At 74.4% G+C, this 24106-nt stretch carries 1 protein-coding gene; it reads left to right on the top strand.

Features of this window, described 5'->3' with window-relative positions:
• Positions 1 to 80 precede the first annotated feature (80 nt).
• Positions 81 to 24104 (top strand): non-ribosomal peptide synthase/polyketide synthase, encoded by a 24024-nt coding sequence (locus tag ACFVDM_RS30500; protein ID WP_383647892.1) that lies wholly within the window; start codon positions 81 to 83, stop codon positions 24102 to 24104.
• The last annotated feature ends 2 nt before the right edge of the window (positions 24105 to 24106 follow it).

Genomic DNA, 24106 nt, shown 5'->3' with positions numbered 1-24106 from the left:
GCCCGCCGCGTGACATCACCGCGGCCGGCCCGGTCCGGCCTGCCTGCGCACACCCCGTTCACTTTCCTGGAGGTACCCCCATGTCCCGTCGTGACGGCGACGTCCTGCCCCTGACCGCGGCCCAGCGGGAGATCTGGCTCGCCGAGCAGGGCTCCCGTACGCCGATCCCCGGCTACCGGGTCGGAGAGTGCCTGGAGATCCACGGCCCCGTCGACCGGACCCTGTTCGACACGGCGCTGCGCCGGGTCGTGGACGAGGTCGACGCCCTGCACGTCACCTTCGCGGACGACGGCGACGGCCCCCGCCAGATCCTGCGCGAGAGCTGGGACTGGGAGCCCTCCCACCTCGACCTCGCCACCGGGCCCGACCCCCGGGCGGCCGCCCTGGCCTGGATGGAACGGGACCTCGCCCGCCCGCTGGACCTCGCCCACGACCCGCTGTTCGGCCATGCGCTGATCCGGCTCTCGGCGACGGAACACCTCTGGTACCTCAACTACCACCACATCGTGCTCGACGCGATCAGCAGCTCCATGATCCGGCAACGGGTCGGCGAGGTGTACTCCGCGCTGGCCGAGGGCACCACCGTTCCGCCGAACCCCTTCGGCACGCTGCGCGATCTGGTCGACAGCGACACCGCCTACCGGTCCTCCGCCGCCTTCACCGCCGACCGCGCCTACTGGACCGAACGTTTCGCCGATCTGCCCGCCGCGACCCGGCTCGGCGACCCCACCGTCACCGACCCCCACCGCACCCTGCGCGTGGCGGAGGAACGGCCGCTGCGGAGCGCCGGAGCGCTGCGCGAGGCGGCCGGCCGGGCCGGAGTCCGCTGGTCCCGCGTCGTCGTCGCCGCGACCGCGCTCTACGCCCACCGGCTCAGCGGCGCCCGGGACGTGGTGCTCGCCCTGCCCGTCCCCGCCCGCCGGGGCGCCGCCCGCGATCTGATGTCCGTGCCCGGCACCCTGTCCAACGTCGTGCCCCTGAGGCTGACCGTGCGGCCCGGAATGCCCTGGCGCGAACTGCTCGACCAGGCGGCCCGCGAGGTCGACGCCGCCGTCGCGCACGAGCGCTACCGCAGCGAGGACCTGCTGCGCGACCTCGGCACCCCCGGTGGCATCGGCACGGCGTTCCCGCTGATCGTCAATATCATGGCCTTCAACGCCCGCCCCACCTTCGCCGGACACCCCGCCGACGTGCACCACTTCGTCTCCGGCTCGACCACCGACCTCGCCGTCTGGGTCTTCGACTACCGCGACGGCAACCCCCCGCTCCTGCGCCTGCACGGCGCACCCGAGGCCCACACCGACGACGTCCTCGCCGCGCACCGGGAACGGCTGCTCGCGCTCCTCGACACCGTCGCCGACTGCGACCCCGACGTGGCCGTCGGCCGCATCGATCTGCTCACGCCCGCGGAGACCTCGGTGCTGACGGCCCCCGGCAGCACCGGCCCGGAGAGCGAAGAGGACGTCAGGAGCCTGCCGGAGGTGTTCCGGGCGCGGGTGGTGGAGGCGCCGGACGCGGTGGCGGTGGTGGGGCCGGAGGCTTCGTGGACGTATGCGGAGCTGGACGCGCGGGCGAACCGGCTGGCGCACGAGCTGATCGGCCGGGGTGCGGGTCCGGAGCGGTTGGTGGCGGTGGCGCTGCCGCGTTCGGCCGAGCTGGTCGTGGCGATCCTCGCGGTGATGAAGACCGGTGCGGCGTACGTGCCGGTCGACCCGGCCTATCCCCAGGCTCGGATCGCGTACCTCCTGGACGACGCCCGCCCCGCCCTGGTCGTCACCGACACCGACTCGGCCGCCCGGCTGCCCGGAGCAGCCTCCGTGGCACGCCTGGTCCTCGACGAGGAGGAGACGGCCGCACGGCTCTCCGGCCGCCCGGCCACCGACCCCGGGACGGTCATCGACCCCGCCCACCCCGCGTACGTCATCCACACCTCCGGCTCCACCGGTCGCCCCAAGGGCGTGACCCCGACCCACGGCGGGCTGCTCAACCTCCTCACCGACCTGCGACGGGTGTACGCCCCGCAGGGCGACGGCGAGCGCGGGCGGCTGCGGGTGGCGCTGACCACCTCGGTGTCCTTCGACGCCTCCTGGAACCAGTTGCTCGGCCTCTTCGCCGGCCATGAACTCCACGTCCCCGACAACGCCACCTGGACCGACCCGGACGCCTTCGTCCGCTACGCCGCCGAGCACCGCATCGACCTCGTCGAAGCGACCCCGTCCTACCTCCAGGTCCTGCTCGCCCACGGACTGCTCGCCGACCCCGGACGCCGCCCGACGACCGTGGCGGTGGGCGGCGAGGCCGTCCCCGAGAAACTCTGGGACGAGCTGCGCGCCGTCGACGGCGTGACCTGCCTCAACCTCTACGGGCCCTCCGAATGCACCGTCAACTCCGTGGTCGCGGACCTGGACACGAGCCCGCGCCCGGTCATCGGCCGACCGGTCACCCGGGCCCGGACCCATGTGCTCGACACCGCGCTGCGCCCGCAGCCGACCGGGGTGCCGGGCGAGCTGTACATCGCCGGGGCCGGGCTGGCGCGCGGCTATCTGCACCGCCCCGGACTGACCGCCGGACGGTTCGTCGCCGACCCGTTCGGCGCGCCGGGGGACCGGATGTACCGCACCGGCGACCTCGTGCGCAGGGACGCGGACGGCACCCTCGTCTTCCTCGGCCGCACCGACGACCAGGTCAAGGTCCGCGGCTTCCGCGTGGAACTCGGCGAGATCGAGACCGTCCTCTCCGAACACCCCGCGATCGTCCGGGCCGCCGTCGTCCTGCGGACCGAAGGGGAACCGCGGCTCGTCGGCTACGCCGTGCCCGCCGCCGGCACGGAGGTGACCGGGACCGAACTGCGCGACCACCTGCGCGAGCGCCTGCCCGCGCACATGGTGCCGTCCGCCCTCGTCGTTCTGGACACCCTGCCGCTCACCCCGAACGGCAAACTGGACCGGCGCGCGCTGCCCGCACCGGAGCACCGGGCCGCCACCCCCGGCCGCACCCCGCGCACCACCACCGAACGCCTCCTCGCCGGGCTCTTCGCCGAGCTGCTCGGCGTGTCCGAGGTCGGCGCCGACGAGAGCTTCTTCGACCTCGGCGGGCACTCCCTGCTGGCCACCCGGCTGGTCGCCCGCGCCCGCGGGATCCTCGGCGTGGAACTGCGCCTCAGCGATCTCTTCGACGCACCGACCGTCGCCGGACTGGCCGCCGCCGTGGACGTCGCGGGCCGGGCCCGCCCCGCCCTCACCACACACGACCGCCCCGCGACCGTCCCGCTCTCCTCCGCGCAGCGCCGCCTCTGGTTCCTGCACCGCATGGAGGGCTCCGGCGCCACGTACAACATCCCCCTCGCCCTGCGGCTGTCCGGACACCTCGACGACCGCGCCCTCCGCGCCGCCCTCGCGGACGTCGTCGAACGCCACGAGAGCCTGCGGACCGTGTTCCCGGCCACCGACGGCGTCCCGTACCAGCGGGTGCTGGACGCCGACGCGGCCCGTCCCCGGCCCCGCGTCACCGAGGTCGAGGTGTCCGCGCTGGCCGGGCGACTGGCCGAAGCGGCCCGCCACGGCTTCGACCTCGCCCAGGAACCGCCCCTGCACACCGAGCTGTTCCGGGTCGGCCCCGAGGAGCACGTCCTGCTCCTGGTGGTCCACCACATCGCCGGGGACGGCTGGTCGACCGCCCCGCTCTCCCGGGACCTGGCGACCGCCTACGCCGCCCGTGCCGGGGGCGCGAAACCGCAGTGGTCCCCGCTGCCCGTCCAGTACGCCGACTACACCCTCTGGCAGCGCGACCTCCTCGGCGACGGCGGCGACCCGGACAGCCTGCTGAACACCCAGCTCGCCTACTGGAAGGACCGCCTCGCCGACCTCCCGGCCCAGCTGGAACTGCCCTTCGTCCGGCCCCGGCCCGCCGTGATGAGCTACCGGGGCGCCCAGCTCCCGCTGCACATCGACACCGAACTGCACGCGGGTCTGCGGGAGATCGCCCGTACGCACGGGACCAGTCTCTTCATGGTCCTCCAGGCCGGACTGGCCGCCCTGCTGCACAAGCTCGGCGCCGGTGACGACATCCCGGTCGGCACTCCCGTCGCCGGCCGCACCGACGAGGCGCTGGACGATCTCGTCGGCTTCTTCGTCAACACGCTGGTGCTGCGCGCCGACCTGTCCGGCGACCCGTCGTTCAGCGACCTCCTCGGCCGGGTGCGCGCCGACGCGCTCGCCGCCTACGCCCACCAGGACGTGCCCTTCGAGCACCTGGTCGAGGCACTGAACCCGTCCAGGACCCTGGCGCACCACCCGCTGTTCCAGACCATGCTGACCCTGCAGAACGCCCCGCTCGGCGCGTTCGACCTGCCGGGGCTGACCGTGGCCGCCGATCTCGTCCCCACCGGCACGGCCAAGTGCGACCTGACGTTCGTCCTGGCCGAGCGGACCGACGGACTCACCGGCGTCCTGGAGTACAGCACCGATCTGTTCGACGCCCCCGCGGCGGCCGCGATCGTGGAGCGCTGGCTGCGGCTGCTGCGCGCCGTCGTGGCCGAACCGGGCCGCCGCGTCGCCCAGGTGGACCTGCTGTCCGACGACGAGATCCACGCCCTGTTCCCCGCCCCGGAGGCCCCCGCCCGCAGGCTGCCCGACGTCTCCCTCACCACGCTGTTCGAACGGCGGGTCCGGGAGAACCCGGCCGCGATCGCGGTCACGGACGGGGCGGAGCGGCTGACGTACGGGGAGCTGAACGCCCGCGCCAACCGGCTCGCGCACGCCCTGACCGCACGGGGCACGGGCCCCGAGGACCTGGTCGCCCTGGCCCTGCCCCGTTCGGCCGACCTGGTCGTGGCCGTCCTCGCCGTCCTCAAGGCGGGCGCGGCCTACGTCCCGGTGGACCCGGGCTACCCCGCCGCCCGTATCGCCTATCTGCTGGCCGACACCAGGCCCTCGCTGCTCGTGACCACGGCCGCCACCGGCGAACTGCCGGGAGCCGACGGCGTGGACCGGCTGCTCCTGGACACCGCCGGTCCCGACACGTACCCCGCGACCGACCCGGAGCTCCGCGTCGACCCCGGTCACGCCGCGTACGTCATCCACACCTCCGGATCCACCGGAGACCCGAAGGGCGTCGTCGTCCCGCACCGCAACGTGCTGCGCCTCTTCGACACCACCGAGGACCTGTTCGGCTTCACCACCGACGACGTCTGGACCCTCTTCCACTCCTACGCCTTCGACTTCTCCGTCTGGGAGCTGTGGGGCGCGCTGCTGTACGGCGGCCGGCTGGTCGTCGTCGACCACGCGACCAGCCGCGAGCCCGGCCGCTTCCTGGAACTCCTCGCCCGCGAGGGCGTCACCGTCCTCAACCAGACACCGTCCGCCTTCTACCCGCTGATGCGCGCCGACGAGGAGGACCCGGAGACCGGGAGCCGGCTCGCCCTGCGCACCGTGGTGTTCGGCGGCGAGGCACTGGAGCACGCGCGGCTCGCCAGTTGGTACGAGCGCCACGCCGAGAACGCCCCGCGCCTGGTCAACATGTACGGCATCACCGAGACCACGGTGCACGTCACGCACGCCGCGCTCGACCGCGCGCCGGCCCCCGCGGGCCGGATCGGCACCGGCCTCCCGGACCTGCGGACGTATGTCCTCGACGGCGGTCTGCGCCCGGTGCCGCCGGGTGTGCCGGGGGAGCTGTACGTCGCCGGGGCGGGCCTGGCGCGCGGCTATCTGGACCGTCCCGGTCTGACCGCCGGACGGTTCGTCGCCGACCCGTTCGGCGCGCCGGGGGACCGGATGTACCGCAGCGGCGACGTGGTGCGCCGCGCGGAGGACGGCGGTCTGCACTACGTGGGCCGCGCCGACCAGCAGGTCAAGGTCCGCGGCTTCCGCATCGAACTCGGCGAGATCGAGGCGGCGCTGCTCGACCACCCCGACCTCGCCCAAGCCGCCGTGGTCGCCCGGCGGGACCGCGCCGACGACACCCGGCTCGTCGCCTATCTGGTGCCCGCCCCCGGCACCGCCCCCCGCCCCGCCGCCCTGCGCGCGGCCCTGCGCGAGCGGCTGCCGGAGCACATGGTCCCGGCCGCATTCGTCACGCTGGAGGCCCTGCCGCTCACCGGCAACGGCAAGCTCGACCGGCGCGCCCTGCCGGAGCCCGACCTCGCCCCCGCCGGGACCGGACGCGCCCCGCGCACCGCCCGGGAACAGGTCCTGTGCGAGCTGTTCGCCGAGGTCCTGGGCGTCTCCGAGGCCGGCGCCGACGACAGCTTCTTCGACCTCGGCGGGCACTCGCTGCTCGCCACCCGTCTCGCCGCCCGGGTCCGCGCCACCCTCGGCGTGGAGCTGGACCTGCGGACCCTGTTCGAGACCCCGACCCCGGCCGGTGTCGCGGCGGCCCTCGCGGGTGCCCGCACCGCCCAGCAGGCGCTGACCCCCCGGCCCAGGCCCGAGACGGTCCCGCTCTCCTTCGCCCAGCGGCGCCTCTGGTTCCTGCACCAGCTGGAGGGCTCCGGCACCAACTACCACATCGCCCCCGCCTGGCGGCTCTTCGGTGAGCTGGACCGCCCCGCCCTCGAAGCCGCACTCGCGGACCTGACCGCACGGCACGAGAGCCTGCGCACCGTCTTCCCGTCGGTGGACGGGACGCCCCACCAGCGGATCCTGGACCCGGGAACGGCCCGCCCGGTCCTGCGGGTGACCCCCGCCACCGAGGACGAGCTGCCCGCCCTGCTGGAACGCGCCAAGGCCCGCCCCTTCGACCTGGCGGCCGAACCGCCGCTGCGCGCCGAGTTGTTCGCGCTCGCCCCCGACGAGCACGTCCTCCAGCTGGTGCTGCACCACATCGCCGGGGACGGCTGGTCGCTCGGCCCGCTCACCCAGGGCCTGACCACCGCCTACGCGGCCCGCTGCCGGGGCGAGGCACCGGACTGGGCGGACCTGCCGGTCCAGTACGCCGACTACACCCTCTGGCAGCACGCGCTCCTCGGCGACGCCACCGACCCCGACAGCCTCCTCGCCGGTCAGGCGGCGTACTGGACCCGGCAGCTGGCCCGGCTCCCCGAGTGCGTCGAACTGCCCACCGACCGGCCCCGTCCGGCCGTCGCCACCCACCGGGGCGGCTTCGTGCGCGCGGACCTGGACGCCGAACTCCACACCGGTCTGCGGGAACTCGCCCGGACGCACGGAACCAGTTTGTTCATGGTGCTCCAGGCCGGTCTCGCCGCGCTGCTCGGCAAGCTCGGCGCCGGTGACGACATCCCGGTCGGCAGCCCCGTCGCCGGCCGGACCGACGAGGCGCTGGACGATCTCGTCGGCTACTTCGTCAACACCCTGGTGTTCCGCACCGACACCTCCGGCGACCCCACGTTCGCCGAACTGCTCGGCCGGGTCCGGGACACCTCCCTGGCCGGGTACGCCCACCAGGACCTGCCGTTCGAGTACCTGGTCGAGGCGCTGAATCCGGTCCGCTCGCTGGCCCACCACCCGCTGTTCCAGGTGATGCTGGTCCTCCAGAACACCCCCCGGGCCGACTTCGCCCCGGCCGGTCTGCGCACCGCCGAGCTGCCGCCGACGACGACCACCGCCAAGCTCGACCTGGTTTTCACCCTGGCCGAACGGCACGGCGGCGACGGCACCCCGGAGGGGATCGACGGCTTCGTCGAGTTCGCGAGCGACCTCTACGACCCGGCCACCGTCGAGCTGATGGTCACGCGCTGGGTGCGCCTGCTCCGCGCCGTCTTCACCGACCCCGGACGCCCGCTCAGCCGCTACGGCCTTCTCGCCGCCGAGGAGCGGGCCGCGCTGACGGCCCTCGGCACCGGCCCGGCCCTTGAGACCGGGAACGAGAGCCTGCCGGAGGTGTTCCGGGCGCGGGTGGTGGAGGCGCCGGACGCGGTGGCGGTGGTGGGGCCGGAGGCGTCGTGGACGTATGCGGAGCTGGACGCTCGGGCGAACCGGCTGGCGCACGAACTGATCGCTCGGGGTGCGGGTCCGGAGCGGCTGGTGGCGGTGGCGTTGCCGAGGTCGGCCGAGCTGGTCGTGGCGATCCTCGCGGTGATGAAGACCGGGGCGGCGTACGTACCGGTCGACCCGGCCTATCCCGAGGCCCGCATCGCGTACCTCCTGGACGACGCCCGCCCCACCCTGGGCCTGACCGACACCCGGACCCGGAGCGCCCTTCCCGAGACCGCGTCCGCCTCCTGGCTGGTCCTCGACGAGGAGGAGACGGCCGCACGGCTCTCCGGCCGCCCGGCCACCGACCCCGGAGCGGTCATCGACCCCGCCCACCCGGTCTACGTCATCTACACCTCCGGCTCCACCGGCCGCCCCAAGGGCGTCGTGGCCACCCACGGCGGTCTCCTCAACCTGTTCGCCCACCACCGGCGGACGTATCTCGCGCGGCCGTCCGGGGAGCCCCGGCGGATCGCCCTGACCACCTCGGTGTCCTTCGACGCCTCCTGCGACCAGCTCCTCGCCCTCTTCGCCGGCCACGAGCTCCACGTCCTCGACGAGGAGACCTGGACCGACCCCGACGCCGCCGTCGCCTACGCGGCCCGCGCCGGACTGGACTTCATCGGGGGCACCCCCTCCTACCTCCAGGTCCTCGTCGAACACGGGCTGCTGGAGCGGCCGATGGGGATCGGGCTGGGCGGCGAGGCCGTCCCGGAGTCGCTGTGGGAACGGCTGCGCACCACCGACGGGGTGGCCGCGCTGAACTGCTACGGCCCCTCCGAATGCACCGTCGACTCCGTCGTCGCGCCCCTGGACTCCAGCCCGCACGAGGTGATCGGCCGGCCGCTCGCCGGCGTCCGGCTGCACGTCCTGGACGCCGCCCTGCGCCCCGTCCCCACGGGCGTGCCCGGCGAGCTGTACATCGCCGGAGCGGGCCTGGGACGCGGCTACCTCAACCGCCCGGGGCTCACCGCCGGCCGCTTCGTCGCCGACCCCTCCGGACCCGCGGGCACCCGGATGTACCGCACCGGCGACCTGGTCCGCTGGGGCGCCGACGGCAACCTGCACTTCCTCGGCCGCACCGACGACCAGGTCAAGGTGCGCGGCTTCCGCATCGAACTCGGCGAGATCGAGACCGCGCTCGCCGAACACCCGAAGGTCCGCCGGGCCGCTGTGGTCGTCCGCGAGGACCGGGGACACGACCCCCGGCTCGTCGCCTACCCGGTGCCCGTCCCCGGCGCCGCACTCCGCCCGGAGGACCTGCGCGCCCATCTGCGCGAGCGGCTGCCCGATTACATGGTGCCCGCCGCCTTCCTCGCCCTCGACGCACTGCCGCTGAACGCCAACGGCAAACTCGACCGGCGCGCCCTGCCCGAACCCGACCCCACCGCCACCGGCGGCGGACGCGAACCGCGCACCCCTCAGGAACACGTGCTGGCCGGGCTGTTCGCCGAAGTCCTGGGGCTGCCCCGGGTCGGCGTGGACGACGACTTCTTCGAGCTGGGCGGGCACTCGCTGCTCGCCACCCGGCTCGTCGCCCGGGTCCGCACCACGCTCGGCGTCGAGCTGGCCCTGCACGCCCTGTTCCGCACCCCGACGGTCGCCGGACTGGCCGCCGGACTCGACGCCGCCGGACAGGCCCGCCCCGCCCTCGTCCCCGCCACCCGCCCCGAACGGCTGCCCCTCTCCGACGCCCAGCGCCGCCTGTGGTTCCTGCGCCAGCTGGAGGACACCGGTTCCGTCTACAACATGCCGCTCGCCTGGCGGCTCTCCGGCCCCCTGGACCACGCGGCCCTGACCGAGGCGATCGGCGACCTCGTCGACCGTCACGAAACCCTGCGCACCGTTTTCCCCGCCTCCGACGGCACCCCCTACCAGTGGGTGCTGGACGCCGGAGCGGTACGCCCCGGGCTGCCGGTCACCCCGGCCGACGAGGACGCGCTGGCCGGGCTGCTCGCCGCTTCCGCCGCCCGCGGCTTCGACCTGGCCGTCGAACCGCCGCTGCGCGCCGAGCTGTTCGCCCTCGCCCCCGAGGAGCACGTCCTGCTCCTGGTGCTCCACCACATCGCCGGGGACGGCTGGTCCCTGGCCCCGCTCGCCGCCGACCTGGCCACCGCCTACGAGGCGCGCTGCCGGGGCGGGGAGCCGGACTGGTCCCCGCTGCCCGTGCAGTACGCCGACTACACCCTGTGGCACGACCGGATCCTCGGGGACCGCGAGGACCCGGAGAGCGAGTCCGCTCGCCAGACCGCCTACTGGACGGAGAAGCTGGCCGGACTGCCCGAGCAGATCCCGCTGCCCGCCGACCGGGCCCGCCCCGCGACCACCACCTACCGGGGCGGGCAGCTCCCCGTCGAACTCGACGCGGAACTCCACGCGGCGCTCGTACGGCTGGGCCGCGCCCACGGATCCAGCGTCTACATGGTCCTCCAGGCCGCCCTGGCGGCCCTGCTGTCCAAACTCGGCGCCGGCAGCGACATCCCCGTCGGCAGCCTGATCGCCGGACGTACCGACGAGGCCCTGGACGATCTCGTCGGCTTCTTCGTCAACACACTGGTCCTGCGCACCGACACCAGCGGCGACCCGACCTTCGCCGATCTGCTGGTCCGGGTCCGGGAGGACGCCCTCGGCGCCTACGCCCACCAGGACCTGCCGTTCGAGCACGTCGTCGAAGCCCTCAACCCGTCCCGGTCGCTCGCCCGCCAGCCCCTGTTCCAGGTGCTGCTGGCCCTGCAGAACGTGCCCCGCACCACGTTCGCCCTGCACGGGCTGCGCTCCGAGGTGCTGCTCGTCCGGACCCCCACGGCCATGTTCGACCTGGGCTTCCACCTGCTGGAGCGCTCCGACGGGGGGACGGCCGAGGGCATCACCGGACGCGTCGAGTACAGCGCCGACCTGTTCGACCCCGCCACGGTCGAGACGCTGGTCGCCCGCTGGCTGCGGCTCCTCGCCGCGGTCGCGGCGGACCCGGACCGCCCGCTGAGCCGGATCGACGTGCTCACCGCGGAGGAACGCCACGACCTGCTGGTCACGCGCAACGACACCGCGGCCCCGGTGCCCGTCGCCTCCCTCCCCGGACTGTTCGCGGCCCGGGTCCGGGAGACCCCGGACGCCCCGGCGGTCGTCTTCGAGGACACCGTCCTCACGTACCGCGAACTGGACCGCCGCGCCAACCGCCTCGCCCACGCGCTGATCGCGCGCGGTGTCGGTCCGGAGCAGGTCGTCGCGCTGCGGCTGCCGCGCTCCGCCGAACTCGTCGTCGCCGTGCTCGCCGTCCTCAAGACGGGCGCCGCGTACCTCCCGGTCGACCCCGGATACCCGGCCGCCCGCATCGCGTACATGCTCGACGACGCCCGGCCCGCCGTCGTCCTGGACGACCTCGCCGACGCCGCGCCCGACGGGGACCTGCCGGAACACGACCCGCACACCGCCGCCGACCCGCGCCACCCGGCGTACGTGATCTACACCTCCGGCTCCACCGGCCGCCCCAAGGCCGTGGTGATGCCCGCCTCCGGCCTGCTCAACCTGCTCGACTGGCACCACCGCACCGTCGGCGGCGCACCGGGCACCCGCACCGCGCAGTTCACCGCGATCAGCTTCGACGTCTCCGTGCAGGAGATGCTCTCCGCGCTGCTGTACGGGAAGACCCTCGTCGTGCCGACCGAGGAGCAGCGGCGCAGCGCCGAACTGTTCGCCCACTGGCTGGACCGGCACGAGGTGGGGGAGCTGTTCGCGCCCGACCTGGTGATCGAGGCCCTGGCCGAGGCCGCCGACGAGGCCGGTCTCGACCTGCCGCACCTGCGCGTCGTCGCCCAGGCCGGCGAGGCGATGCGGCTCGGCGGAGCGCTGCGCCGGCTCCAGGCCCGCCGGCCGGGCCACCGCGCCCTGCACAACCACTACGGGCCCGCCGAGACCCATGTGATCACCGCCTACGCGCTGCCGGACGACCCGGCCGACTGCCCGCAGCCCGTCCCGATCGGCCGCCCCGTCGACAACTGCCGCGCCTATGTCCTGGACGCGGCGCTGAGCCCGGTGGCCCCCGGCGTCCTGGGAGAGCTGTATCTCGCGGGAGCCGGTCTGGCGCGCGGCTATCTGAACCGTCCCGGCCTCACCGCCTCCCGCTTCGTCGCCGACCCCTACGGTCCGCCCGGCGCGCTGATGTACCGCACCGGAGACCTGGTCCGCTGGCGCGCCGACGGCGAGCTGGAGTTCGCCGGCCGCGTCGACCACCAGGTCAAGGTCCGCGGTTTCCGTATCGAACCCGGCGAGATCGAGGCCGAGCTGACCGCGCACCCGGGCGTCGCCCAGGCCGCCGTGCTCGCCCGCGAGGAGCGGAACGAGACCAGGATCGTCGCCTACGTCGTGCCGTCGGCCCAGGAACCGGCCACGACCCCGGCGCTCGCCGCCCATCTGCGGTCCCTGCTGCCCGACTACATGGTCCCCTCCGCGTTCGTGGTGCTGGAGGTGCTGCCGTTGACGCCGAACGGGAAGCTGGACCGGGCGGCGCTGCCGGCGCCGGAGGTGGTTCCCGTGGGGGCGGGGCGCGCGCCGCGTACGCCGCAGGAGCAGATTCTGTGCGAGTTGTTCGCGGAGGTGCTGGGGCTGCCACGGGCCGGGGTGGACGAGGACTTCTTCGAGCTGGGCGGGCACTCGCTGCTCGCCACCCGGCTCGTCTCCCGGGTCCGCGCCGCCCTCGGCGTCGAACTGGAGCTGCGCGCGCTGTTCCGTACGCCGACGCCCGCCGGGCTCGCCGCCGGACTGCGCGACGCCGCCACCGCACGGCAGGCCCTGGTGCCGCGCCCCCGACGCGAACCGATGCCGCTGTCGTTCGCCCAGCGCAGGCTCTGGTTCCTCCAGCAGTTCGGCGCACCCAGCGCCACCTATCACATGCCGCTGGCCCTGCGGCTCTCCGGCGACCTCGACCGCGCCGCCCTGAGCGCCGCGCTCGGGGACGTGGTCACCCGGCACGAGACGCTGCGCACGGTGTTCCCGCAGGTCGCCGGCGTTCCGCACCAGCGGGTGCTGGACCCGGCCGAGGTCGCCGTGGAGCTGACCGTCCGCCCGGCGGGCGAGGCCGAGGTGCCCGCCCTGCTGCGCGAGGCGGCGGTGCGCGGCTTCGACCTCTCCTCGGACGTCCCGCTGCGCGCCGAACTCCTGGCCCTTGCCCCGGACGAGCACATCCTGCTCCTGGTGATGCACCACATCGTCGGCGACGGCTGGTCCATGGGACCGCTCGCCCGCGACCTGGCCACCGCCTACACCACCCGGCAGGGCGGCGGCGCCCCCGCCTGGCCCCCGCTGCCGGTCACCTATGCCGACTACACGCTGTGGCAGCACGAGATCCTGGGCGACGAGAACGACGCGGACAGCCTGTTCGCCCGCCAGGTCGCGTACTGGAAGGAGACGTTGGCCGGGCTCCCGGAACAGCTCCAGCTGCCCGCCGACCGCCCCCGCCCGGCCGTGATGTCGTACGCCGGCGGTCTACTGGAACTGCGCATCGACGCCGGACTCCACGCCTCCCTCGCCCGGCTGGCGCGGCGTTCGGGCGCGAGTCTGTTCATGGTGCTCCAGGCGGCGCTGGCCGCGTTGTACACGCGGCTGGGCGCGGGGACGGACATTCCGATCGGGAGTCCGATCGCGGGGCGTACCGATGAGGCGTTGGACGATCTCGTCGGGTTCTTCGTGAACACGCTGGTCCTGCGCACCGACACCAGCGGCGATCCCGGTTTCGCCGAACTCCTGGGCCGGGTGCGGGAGACGGCCCTGTCCGCGTACACGCACCAGGACGTGCCCTTCGAGCACCTGGTGGAAGTCCTCAACCCCTCCCGGTCGCTCTCCCACCACCCGCTCGTGCAGACCGGGCTGGTCGTGCAGAACGCCCCCGGCGGCGATTTCGACCTGCCCGGACTGCGGGTGTCGGGCGTCGCCCTGCCCACCGAGACCGCACGGCTCGACCTGACCTTCGGTCTCGCGGAGCAGCACGGCCCCGACGGCAGCCCGGCGGGGATCAGCGGCGCGGTCGAGTACAGCACCGACCTGTTCGACGCGGCCACGGTCGAGTCCCTGGTCGGCCGCTGGACCCGGCTGCTCGCCGCCGTCGCCGCCGACCCGGACCTGCCGATCAGCCGCGTCGACCTGCTCACCGACGCGGAGCGGAGGGACCTGCTGCCCGCCCCCGCCCCCACCACGCCCGCCGAAACACTCCCGGTCCTGCTGGCCGCGCAGGCGGCGGCCACGCCTGATGCGGTGGCCCTGGTGGGCGACGGCAGGGAGCTGACGTACCGCGAGCTGGACGCGTGGGCCAACCGGTTCGCGCACGCGCTGATCGCCCAGGGGGTGGGACCCGAGCGGGTCGTCGCGGTGGCGCTGCCGCGTTCGGTGGAGTCGGTCGTGGCGGTGCTGGGTGTGCTGAAGGCGGGGGCGGCGTATCTGCCGGTCGATCCGTCGTATCCGAAGGCGCGGATCGCGTACATGCTGGAGGACGCGCGGCCGGTGCTGGTCGTGGACGATCCGTCGGCGGTGGGTGCGGGGGAGTGGCCGGACACCGATCCGCGGGTCGCTCTCGATGTGCGGCATCCGGCGTACGTGATCTACACCTCCGGTTCCACCGGACGCCCCAAGGGCGTCGTCGTCACCCACCACGGTGTGTCGGGGCTGGTGGCCGCCCAGACGGCTCGGCTCGGCGTCGGCCCCGGCAGCCGGGTGCTCCAGTTCGCCTCGCCCAGCTTCGACGCGTCCTTCTGGGACCTGTGCAGCGCCGTCCTCACCGGCGCCGCCCTCGTCCTCGCCCCGGCCGCCAACCCGCTGGAGGCCCTGACCGACCGACGGCTCGACGTCACTCATGTGACCCTTCCGCCCTCCGCCCTGGCCGCCCTGGAGAGCGCCGACGTCACGGCCGGCACCCTCGTGGTGGCCGGGGAGGCCTGCGCGCCCGAACTGGTGGCCCGCTGGGCCGGCGACCGCCGGATGATCAACGCGTACGGGCCGACGGAGACCACCGTCTGCGCGACCATGAGCGACCCGCTCACCCCCGGCTCCGGCGTCCCGCCGATCGGCCGGGCGGTCGCCGGATTCCGCGTCCATGTGCTCGACGAACGGCTGCGCGTCGTCCCGCCGGGCGTCGCCGGTGAGCTGTACGTCGCCGGACCCGGTCTGGCGCGCGGCTATCTGGACCGGCCCGGCCTCACCGCCGGACGGTTCGTCGCCAGCCCCTTCGCGGACGGCGAGCGGATGTACCGAACCGGAGACGTGGTGCGCCGCAGGACCGACGGCGAGCTGGAGTACGTCGGCCGCGCCGACGACCAGGTCAAGGTGCGCGGCTTCCGCGTCGAACTCGGCGAGGTCGAGGCCGCGCTGGCCGAGCACCCCGACGTGGCCCGCGCCGCCGTCCTCGCCCGGGACGACCGGCTCATCGGCTACGCCGTGCCCCGCCCCGGAAGCGCCGTGCGCCCCGAGGACCTGGCCGCGCACCTGCGCGACCGGCTTCCGGACTACCTCGTCCCTTCCGCGTTCGTGGTGCTGGAGGTGCTGCCGTTGACGCCGAACGGGAAGTTGGACCGGGCGGCGTTGCCGGTGCCGGAGGCGGCTTCGGTGGGGGTGGGGCGTGCGCCGCGTACGCCGCAGGAGCAGATTCTGTGCGAGTTGTTCGCGGAGGTGCTGGGGCTGCCGCGGGCCGGGGTGGACGAGGACTTCTTCGAGCTGGGCGGGCACTCGCTGCTCGCCACCCGCCTGGTCGCCCGGGTGCGTTCGGCGCTCGGCGTGGAGCTGGGGCTGCGCGCGCTGTTCCGGACGCCCACGGTGGCCGGCCTGGCACGGGCGCTCTCGGACGCCGGCCGCGCCCGCCCGGCACTGACCGCGCGGCAGCGGCCCGACGCGGTGCCGCTCTCCTTCGCGCAGCGCCGCCTCTGGTTCCTGCACCGCATGGACGAGGAGGCAGCGACCTACCACATCCCGCTCTCGCTCCAGCTCACAGGAACGCTCGACCGGGACGCCCTGGAGGGGGCCCTCGCCGATGTGGTGGCCCGGCACGAGAGCCTGCGGACGGTGTTCCGGGAGAGCGACGGCGTTCCCTGCCAGCGCGTCCTGGACCCGGCCGGGGTCCGGCCCCCGCTCCCGCTGACCGCGACCTCGCCCGCCGAACTGCCCGAGCGGCTCGCCGAGTCCGCCCAGCGGCCGTTCGACCTGGCTGCGGACCTGCCGCTGCGGGCCGAGCTGTTCGCCCTCGCCCCGGACGAGCACGTCCTGCTCCTGGTGATGCACCACATCGCCGGCGACGGCTGGTCCACCGGGCCCCTCGCCCGCGACCTCGCCGAGGCGTACGCCGCCCGCTGCGAGCACCGGGACCCCGACTGGTCCCGGCTGCCCGTCCAGTACGCCGACTACACCCTGTGGCAGCGCGAACTCCTCGGCGACGCCGCCGACCCGGAGAGCCGCTTCGCCGAGCAGCTCGACTACTGGAAGCACCAGCTCGCCGACCTCCCCGACCTGCTCCGGCTCCCCACCGACCGGCCCCGTCCGGCCGTCGCGGGCCGGCACGGCGACCACGTCGGAATGGAACTGACCCCGGAGCTGCACGCCGCGCTCACAGGCCTGGCGCGGCGTTCGGGCGCGAGTCTGTTCATGGTGCTGCAGGCGGCGTTGGCCGCGTTGTACACGCGGCTGGGTGCCGGGACGGACATTCCGATCGGGAGTCCGATCGCGGGGCGTACCGATGAGGCGTTGGACGATCTCGTCGGGTTCTTCGTGAACACGCTGGTCCTGCGCACCGACACCAGCGGCGATCCCGGATTCGATGAACTCCTCGGCCGGGTGCGGGAGACGGCCCTGTCCGCGTACGCCCACCAGGACGTGCCCTTCGAGCACCTGGTGGAAGTGCTCAACCCCTCGCGGTCGCTGTCGCACCACCCGCTGTTCCAGACCGTCCTGGCCGTGCAGAACGCCCCGATGGGCCGGTTCTCGCTGCCCGGACTGGACGTGGCCACCGGCGCGGTGGCGACGCGCACCGCCAAATTCGACCTCGGCTTCAGCCTCGCCGAGCGGTTCGCCCCGGACGGGACGCCCGCGGGGATCGCCGGCGCGGTGGAGTACGCCACCGACCTGTTCGACCGCGCGACCGTCGAGACCCTCGTCCGGCGCTGGATCCTACTGCTGGAAGCGATCACCGACGACCCCGCCCGGCCCATCGGACGCATCGACCTCCTCGACGCCGAGGAACGCCGGCAACTGCTGGAACGCGGCAACGCGACCGCGCGCGAGGTGGCTGCCGTACCCGTCCCGCAGGCCTTCGCCGCGCAGGCGGCGGCCACGCCCGATGCGGTGGCCCTGGTGGGCGACGGCAGGGAGCTGACGTACCGCGAGCTGGACGCGTGGGCCAACCGGTTCGCGCGTGCGCTGATCGCCCAGGGAGTGGGGCCCGAGCGAGTCGTCGCGGTGGCGCTGCCGCGCTCCGTGGAGTCCGTGGTCGCTGTGCTCGGTGTGCTGAAGGCGGGGGCGGCGTATCTGCCGGTCGATCCGTCGTATCCGAAGGCGCGGATCGCGTACATGCTGGACGATGCGCGGCCGGTGCTGGTCGTCGATGATCCGTCGGCGGTGGGTGCGGGGGAGTGGCCGGACACCGATCCGCGGGTCGCTCTCGATGTGCGGCATCCGGCGTACGTGATCTACACCTCCGGTTCCACCGGACGCCCCAAGGGCGTCGTCGTCAGCCACCACGGTGTGGCCAGCCTCGTCGCCGCGCAGATCGAGCGCTTCGCGATCGAACCCGGCAGCCGCGTCCTCCAGTTCGCCTCGCCCAGCTTCGACGCCTCGGTCTCCGAGATCTGCACCGCCCTGCTGAGCGGCGCCGCCCTCGTGCTGCCCCCGGCCGCCGAACCCCTGTCCGCGCTGACCGACCCCGGTCTGCGCGTCACCCACGCGACGGTGCCCCCGTCCGTCCTCGCCGCCGTGCCCGACGGCTCGGTGACCGTGTCCACGCTCGTGGTGGCCGGTGAGGCCTGCCCGCCCGAACTGGTCGACCGGTGGGCCGGAGACCGGCGCATGATCAACGCGTACGGGCCGACGGAGACCACCGTCTGCGCGACCATGAGCGACCCGCTCACCCCCGGCTCCGGCGCCCCGCCGATCGGCCGGCCGATCGCCAACGCCCGGGTGTACGTCCTGGACGACCGGCTCCGGCCGGTGCCGCCGGGCGTCGCCGGTGAGCTGTACGTGGCGGGCGCCGGTCTGGCGCGCGGCTATCTGGACCGGCCCGGCCTCACCGCCGGACGGTTCGTCGCCAGCCCCTTCGCGGACGGCGAGCGGATGTACCGCACCGGGGACCTGGTGCGCTGGCTCGCCGACGGCGCGCTGGAGTACGCCGGCCGCGCCGACGACCAGGTCAAGGTGCGCGGCTTCCGCGTCGAGCCTGGCGAGATCGAGGCCGCCCTGACCGAGCACCCCGCCGTCGACCGGGCCGTCGTCCTCGCCCAGGACGACCGCCTCGTCGGCTATGTCGTCCCGCACCGGGACACCGTCCGGGACGACGCCGTCGAGGCCGACCACGTGGGCGAGTGGCAGGACATCTACGACGCGCTGCCCCTCGCCGCCGAGGAAGCGGCGTTCGGCCAGAACTTCGTCGGCTGGAACAGCAGTTACGACGGAAGGCCGATCCCCGTCGAGCAGATGCGGGAATGGCGGGACGCCACCGTCGCCCGCATCCTGGAGCTGAACCCGCGCCGGGTCCTGGAGATCGGCGTCGGCACCGGACTCCTGCTCTCGCAGATCGCACCGCACTGCGACTCCTACTGGGCCACCGACTTCTCCGCCACCGCGATCGACGCGCTCACCGCACAGGTCGCCGCCCGGGAGGACCTGGCGGGACGCGTCGTGCTCCAGACCCGTCCGGCGCACGACACCGGAGGACTGCCCGAAGGCGGCTTCGACACCGTCGTCATCAACTCGGTGGTGCAGTACTTCCCGTCCGCCGACTACCTCGTGGACGTCGTCGAACGGCTCATGGGGCTCCTCGCCCCCGGCGGCGCGCTCTTCGTCGGCGACGTACGCAACCCGCGACTTCTGCGCTCCCTCGCCACCGCCGTCCAGCTCCACCGCACCGAGGGGACCACCGACCGCGCGGCCGTACGCCGTGCCGTCGAGCAGACCGTCCGGGTCGAGAAGGAACTCCTCGTCGACCCGGACCTGTTCACCGTCCTGCGTGACCGGAACACGGACATCGGGGCCGTGGACATCGAGATCAAGCGCGGCCACCACCACAACGAACTGACCCGCTACCGCTACGACGTGACCCTGCGCAAGACCCCCGCCGCCCCGGCCGCGGACCCCGCGGGAACCACCGAACTGGCCTGGGGCCGCCGGCTCACCGGCACCGCCGAACTGGCGGACCTGCTCGCCGCCGAACCGGACGGCACCCTGCGGATCACCGGGGTGCCGAACCGCCGCGTCGTCCGGGAAGCCGCACTCGCCCGCGATCTGCACACCGGCGACACCCCGCTGACCGACCTCGTCGAGCGGCTGCACGCCCCCGACGAGGGCGGCCTCCCCGACCCGGAGGACTTCCACACCCTCGGCCTCGCCCACGGCCGCCGGGTCTCCGTCACCTGGTCGGCCACCGAGCCCGACGCCCTGGACGTCGTCCTCGTCGGCCCCGGAACCGACCGGGGCGCCCCCGTCGAGCCCTACCGGCCCACCGGCACCCCCACCCGCCCGGTCACCGCGCTCACCAACCGGCCCACCGCGGCCCGGGGCACCGGGGCGCTCGTCGGGGACCTCCGGGAATGGCTGGGCGGACGGCTTCCCGACTATCTGGTCCCGTCCGCGTTCGTCGCGCTGGACACCCTGCCGCTGACGGCCAGCGGCAAGCTCGACCGGCGCGCGCTGCCCGCCCCCGACCTGGGCCCGGCCGTCGCCGGACGGGCCCCGCGCACCCCGCAGGAACAACTCCTGGCCGGACTCTTCGCCGAAGTGCTCGGCCTCGCCCGGGTCGGTGTCGACGACAGCTTCTTCGACCTCGGCGGGCACTCCCTGCTGGCGACCCGGCTCGCCGCCCGGGTCCGGGCGACGCTCGGCGCGGAACTGGAGGTCCGCACCCTGTTCGAGACGCCGACCGTGGCCGCCCTCGCCGCCCGTCTCGACGGCTCCGGCACCGCGCGGCCCGCGCTGACCGCCCGGCCGCGCCCCGCGCACGTCGAGCTGTCCTTCGCCCAGCGCCGCCTGTGGTTCCTCCACCGTATGGACGGTCCGAGCGCCACGTACAACATGCCGCTCGCGCTGACCCTGACCGGCGACCTCGACCGGGCCGCGCTGGCCGCCGCGCTCGGGGACGTCGTGGCCCGGCACGAGAGCCTGCGCACCGTCTTCCGCGAGAGCGACGGCGTGCCGTACCAGATCGTGCTGAGCGCCGACCGGGCCCGGCCCGCCCTCCCGGTCACCGACATCGAGGAGAGCGCACTGGCCGCGCGGCTGGCCGAGACCGCCCGCCGCGGCTTCGACCTGGCCGGCGAACCGCCCGTGCGCGCCGAGCTGTACGCGCTCGCACCCGACCGGCACGTCCTCCTCGTCGTCGTCCACCACATCGCCGCCGACGGCTGGTCCATGGGCCCGCTCTCCGCCGACCTCGCGACCGCCTACGCCGCGCGCCGCCTGGGCGAGGAGCCGGGCTGGTCCCCGCTGCCCGTGCAGTACGCCGACTACACCGGCTGGCAGCGCGATCTGCTCGGCGACACCGACGACCCGGACAGCCTGTTCGCCCGCCAGCTCGCCTACTGGAAGGAGGAACTGACGGGGATCCCGCAGCAGTTGCTGGTGGCCGCCGACCGGCCCAGGCCGCCGGTCGCCTCCCAGCGGGGCAGCCGCGTCGTGGTCGCCGTCGACGCCGAACTCCACCAGGCGCTGCGCGAACTGGCCACCGCGCACGGAGCCAGCATGTTCATGGTCCTCCAGGCCGGTCTGGCCGCGCTCCTCACCCGGCTCGGCGCCGGAACGGACATCCCGGTCGGCAGCCCGATCGCCGGCCGCACCGACCAGGCCCTGGACGAACTCGTCGGCTTCTTCGTCAACACCCTGGTGCTGCGCACCGACACCGCGGGCGACCCCGGCTTCGGCGAACTGATCGGCCGGGTCCGGCAGAAGGCCCTCGCCGCCTACGACCACCAGGACGTGCCCTTCGAATACCTGGTCGAGGTCGCCAACCCGGTGCGCTCGCTCGCCCACCACCCGCTCTTCCAGATCATGCTGGCCCTGCAGAACGCCCCGCTCGGCGACTTCGCCCTGCCGGGGCTGGAGACCGGCCATGTGGAGGCGCCCACCGGCACCGCCCGCGTCGACCTGACCTTCAGCCTGGCCGAGCGGTTCCACGCGGACGGCGGCGCCGCCGGACTCGTCGGCGCGGTCGAGTTCGCCACCGACCTGTTCGACCCGGACACCGTCGAGACGCTGTTCGCCCGCTGGGTGCGGCTGCTGCGCGCGGCCGTCACCGACCCGGACCTGCCCATCGGCTCGATCGACCTGCTGTCCGGGGACGAACGCCACCGACTGCTGCATGAATTCAACGACACCGCCGCCCCGCTGCCGCGCGCCTCGGTGACCGAGCTGTTCGCCCGGCAGGTCCGGGCCACCCCGGACGCGGTCGCCGTGGTGGCGGGCGACACCGTGCTCAGCTACGCCGAACTGGACCGACGCTCCGCCCGGCTCGCCGGAGCGCTCGTCCGGCAGGGGGTGCGGCCCGAGACCCCCGTCGCCGTCCTGCTGGACCGCTCGGCGGACCTCGTCGTGGCCATCCTGGCGGTTCTCCGGGCGGGCGGCGCCTATGTCCCGCTCGACGCGCGCTTCCCCGCCTCCCGCATCGACCTGATCATGCGGGAGAGCGGAGCCGCCCTGGTCCTCACCCGCGAGGTGCTCACCGCCCTGGAGGAATCCGGGGAGGGCGGCGCGGAGCCCGCCGATGTGCCGTGCGTCCCCGAGCAGTTGGCGTACATCATGTACACCTCCGGTTCGACCGGCCGGCCCAAGGGCGTCGCCGTCACCCACCAGGACGTCGTCGGTCTCGCCCTCACCCCCGAATGGCACGGCGGCGGTCACGAGCGGGTGCTGATGCACTCCCCGACGGCCTTCGACCTGTCGACGTACGAGCTGTGGGTGCCGCTGCTGAACGGCGGCCGGATCGTCGTCGCCCCGCCCGAGCAGCTCGACCTCGACCTGCTCCAGCACACCGTCGCCGAGGGCGGGGTCACCGGACTCTGGCTGACCGCCGGACTCTTCCGGCTCGTCGCCGAGGAACGGCCCGGACTGCTGGCCGGGGTGCGCGAGGTGTGGACCGGCGGCGACGTCGTCTCCCCGGCCGCCGTCGCCCGGGTCCGCGCCGCCTGCCCCGGCATCGAGGTCGTCAACGGATACGGCCCCACCGAGGCCACCACCCTGGCCGCCCGCCACCCCGTGCACGCCCTCGCGGACAACGCCGCCACCGTGCCGATCGGCGGACCGATGGCGAACATGCGCGCCTACGTCCTCGACGACCGGCTGCGGCCGCTGCCGGTGGGCATGGTCGGTGAGCTGTACCTCGCCGGGACGGGGGTGGCCCGCGGCTACCTCGGCCGGCCCGGTCTGACGGCCGAGCGCTTCACCGCCGACCCGTACGGACCGGAGGGGAGCCGGATGTACCGCACCGGCGACCTCGCCTGGTGGCTCCCCGACGGCACCCTGGAGTTCGCCGGCCGCGCCGACCACCAGGTCAAACTGCGCGGCCAGCGGATCGAACCCGGCGAGATCGAGGCGGTCCTGACGGGCTGCCCGGGAATCGCCCAGGCCGCCGTCGTCGCCCGTGAGGACCGGCCCGGCGACAAGCGTCTCGTCGCCTACCTGGTGGCCGCCCCCGACAGCGCGCCCGAACCGGCCGAACTGACCGGCCGGCTCCGCCGCGAACTGCCCGACTACATGATCCCGGCGGCCTTCGTCACCGTGGACGCACTGCCCCTGACGGCCAACGGCAAGCTCGACCGCGCCGCCCTGCCCGCCCCCGAGTACGGGGGTGCGGGCGCCGGGCGCGGCCCCCGCACCCCGCAGGAGCAGTTGCTGTGCGGGCTGTTCGCCGAGGTCCTGGGCCGGGAGCACGTCGGCATCGACGACGGCTTCTTCGACCTGGGCGGCCACTCGCTGCTGGCCGCCCGGCTGGCCGCCCGGGTCCGCGAGACCCTCGGCCTGGAACTGGGGCTGCGGATGCTCTTCGAGGCGCCGACCGTGGCCGGACTGACCGAACGCCTGGCCATGAACAACCCGGACGACGCGCTCGACGTCCTGCTGCCGCTGCGCAGCACCGGGACGGGCACCCCGCTGTTCTGCGTCCACCCGGGCGGCGGCATCAGCTGGTCGTACAGCGGACTGCTCAACCACCTCGGCCCGCAGCACCCGGTGTACGCCCTCCAGGCACGCGGCCTCGGCCGGCCCGAGCAACTGCCCGCCTCGTACGAGGAGATGGCCGCCGACTACGCCGACCACATCCAGAAGGTCCAGCCGCAGGGCCCGTACCTGCTGCTCGGCTGGTCCGCCGGCGGGCTCATCGCCCACGCGCTCGCCTGCGAACTGCACGCACGCGGCGAACGGACCGCGCTGCTGGCGATCCTCGACGCCTACCCCGTCAAGGACGCGGGCCTCGCCGACGAGCCGGTGCCCACCGTGCGGGACGTGCTCGTCGGGGTGCTCGACGTCGACCCGGCCGAGCTGGGCGACCGCGAGATCACCTACGCCGAGGTCGCCGAAGTCCTCAACCGGCGCGGCAGCGCGCTGGCCGGGCTGAACGAGCGGCAGGTCGCGGTGATCGTCGACATCATGATCAACAACTCGAAGCTGGCGGTGGACTTCGTCCCCGGCACGCACCACGGCGACCTGCTGCTCTTCAACTCCACGATCGACCGGGAGGCCAACGACGCCCGGCCGGAGCACTGGGCCCCGTACCTCACCGGGCGGATCGAGTCCCACGAGGTCACCACCCGGCACGACCACATGACCCGGCCGGGCTCACTCGCCCAGATCGGGCCGGTCCTCGCCGCCCGGATCGCCGAAGCCACCGGAACCGGCCCGGCCGGCGCCGACACCCCTCGCACCACCGGAGCCGCGCCCGCGGCCCCGACCGCCCACGCCACCGGCCGCGCCGGTGACACCACCCCTTCCCACCAGGAGGACTGACC

Source organism: Streptomyces sp. NPDC057682 (assembly GCF_042799575.1).
GTDB lineage: Bacteria > Actinomycetota > Actinomycetes > Streptomycetales > Streptomycetaceae > Streptomyces.
The sequence above is the reverse complement of the archived record's forward strand: the minus strand, read 5'-3'. Positions and strand labels throughout refer to the sequence as shown.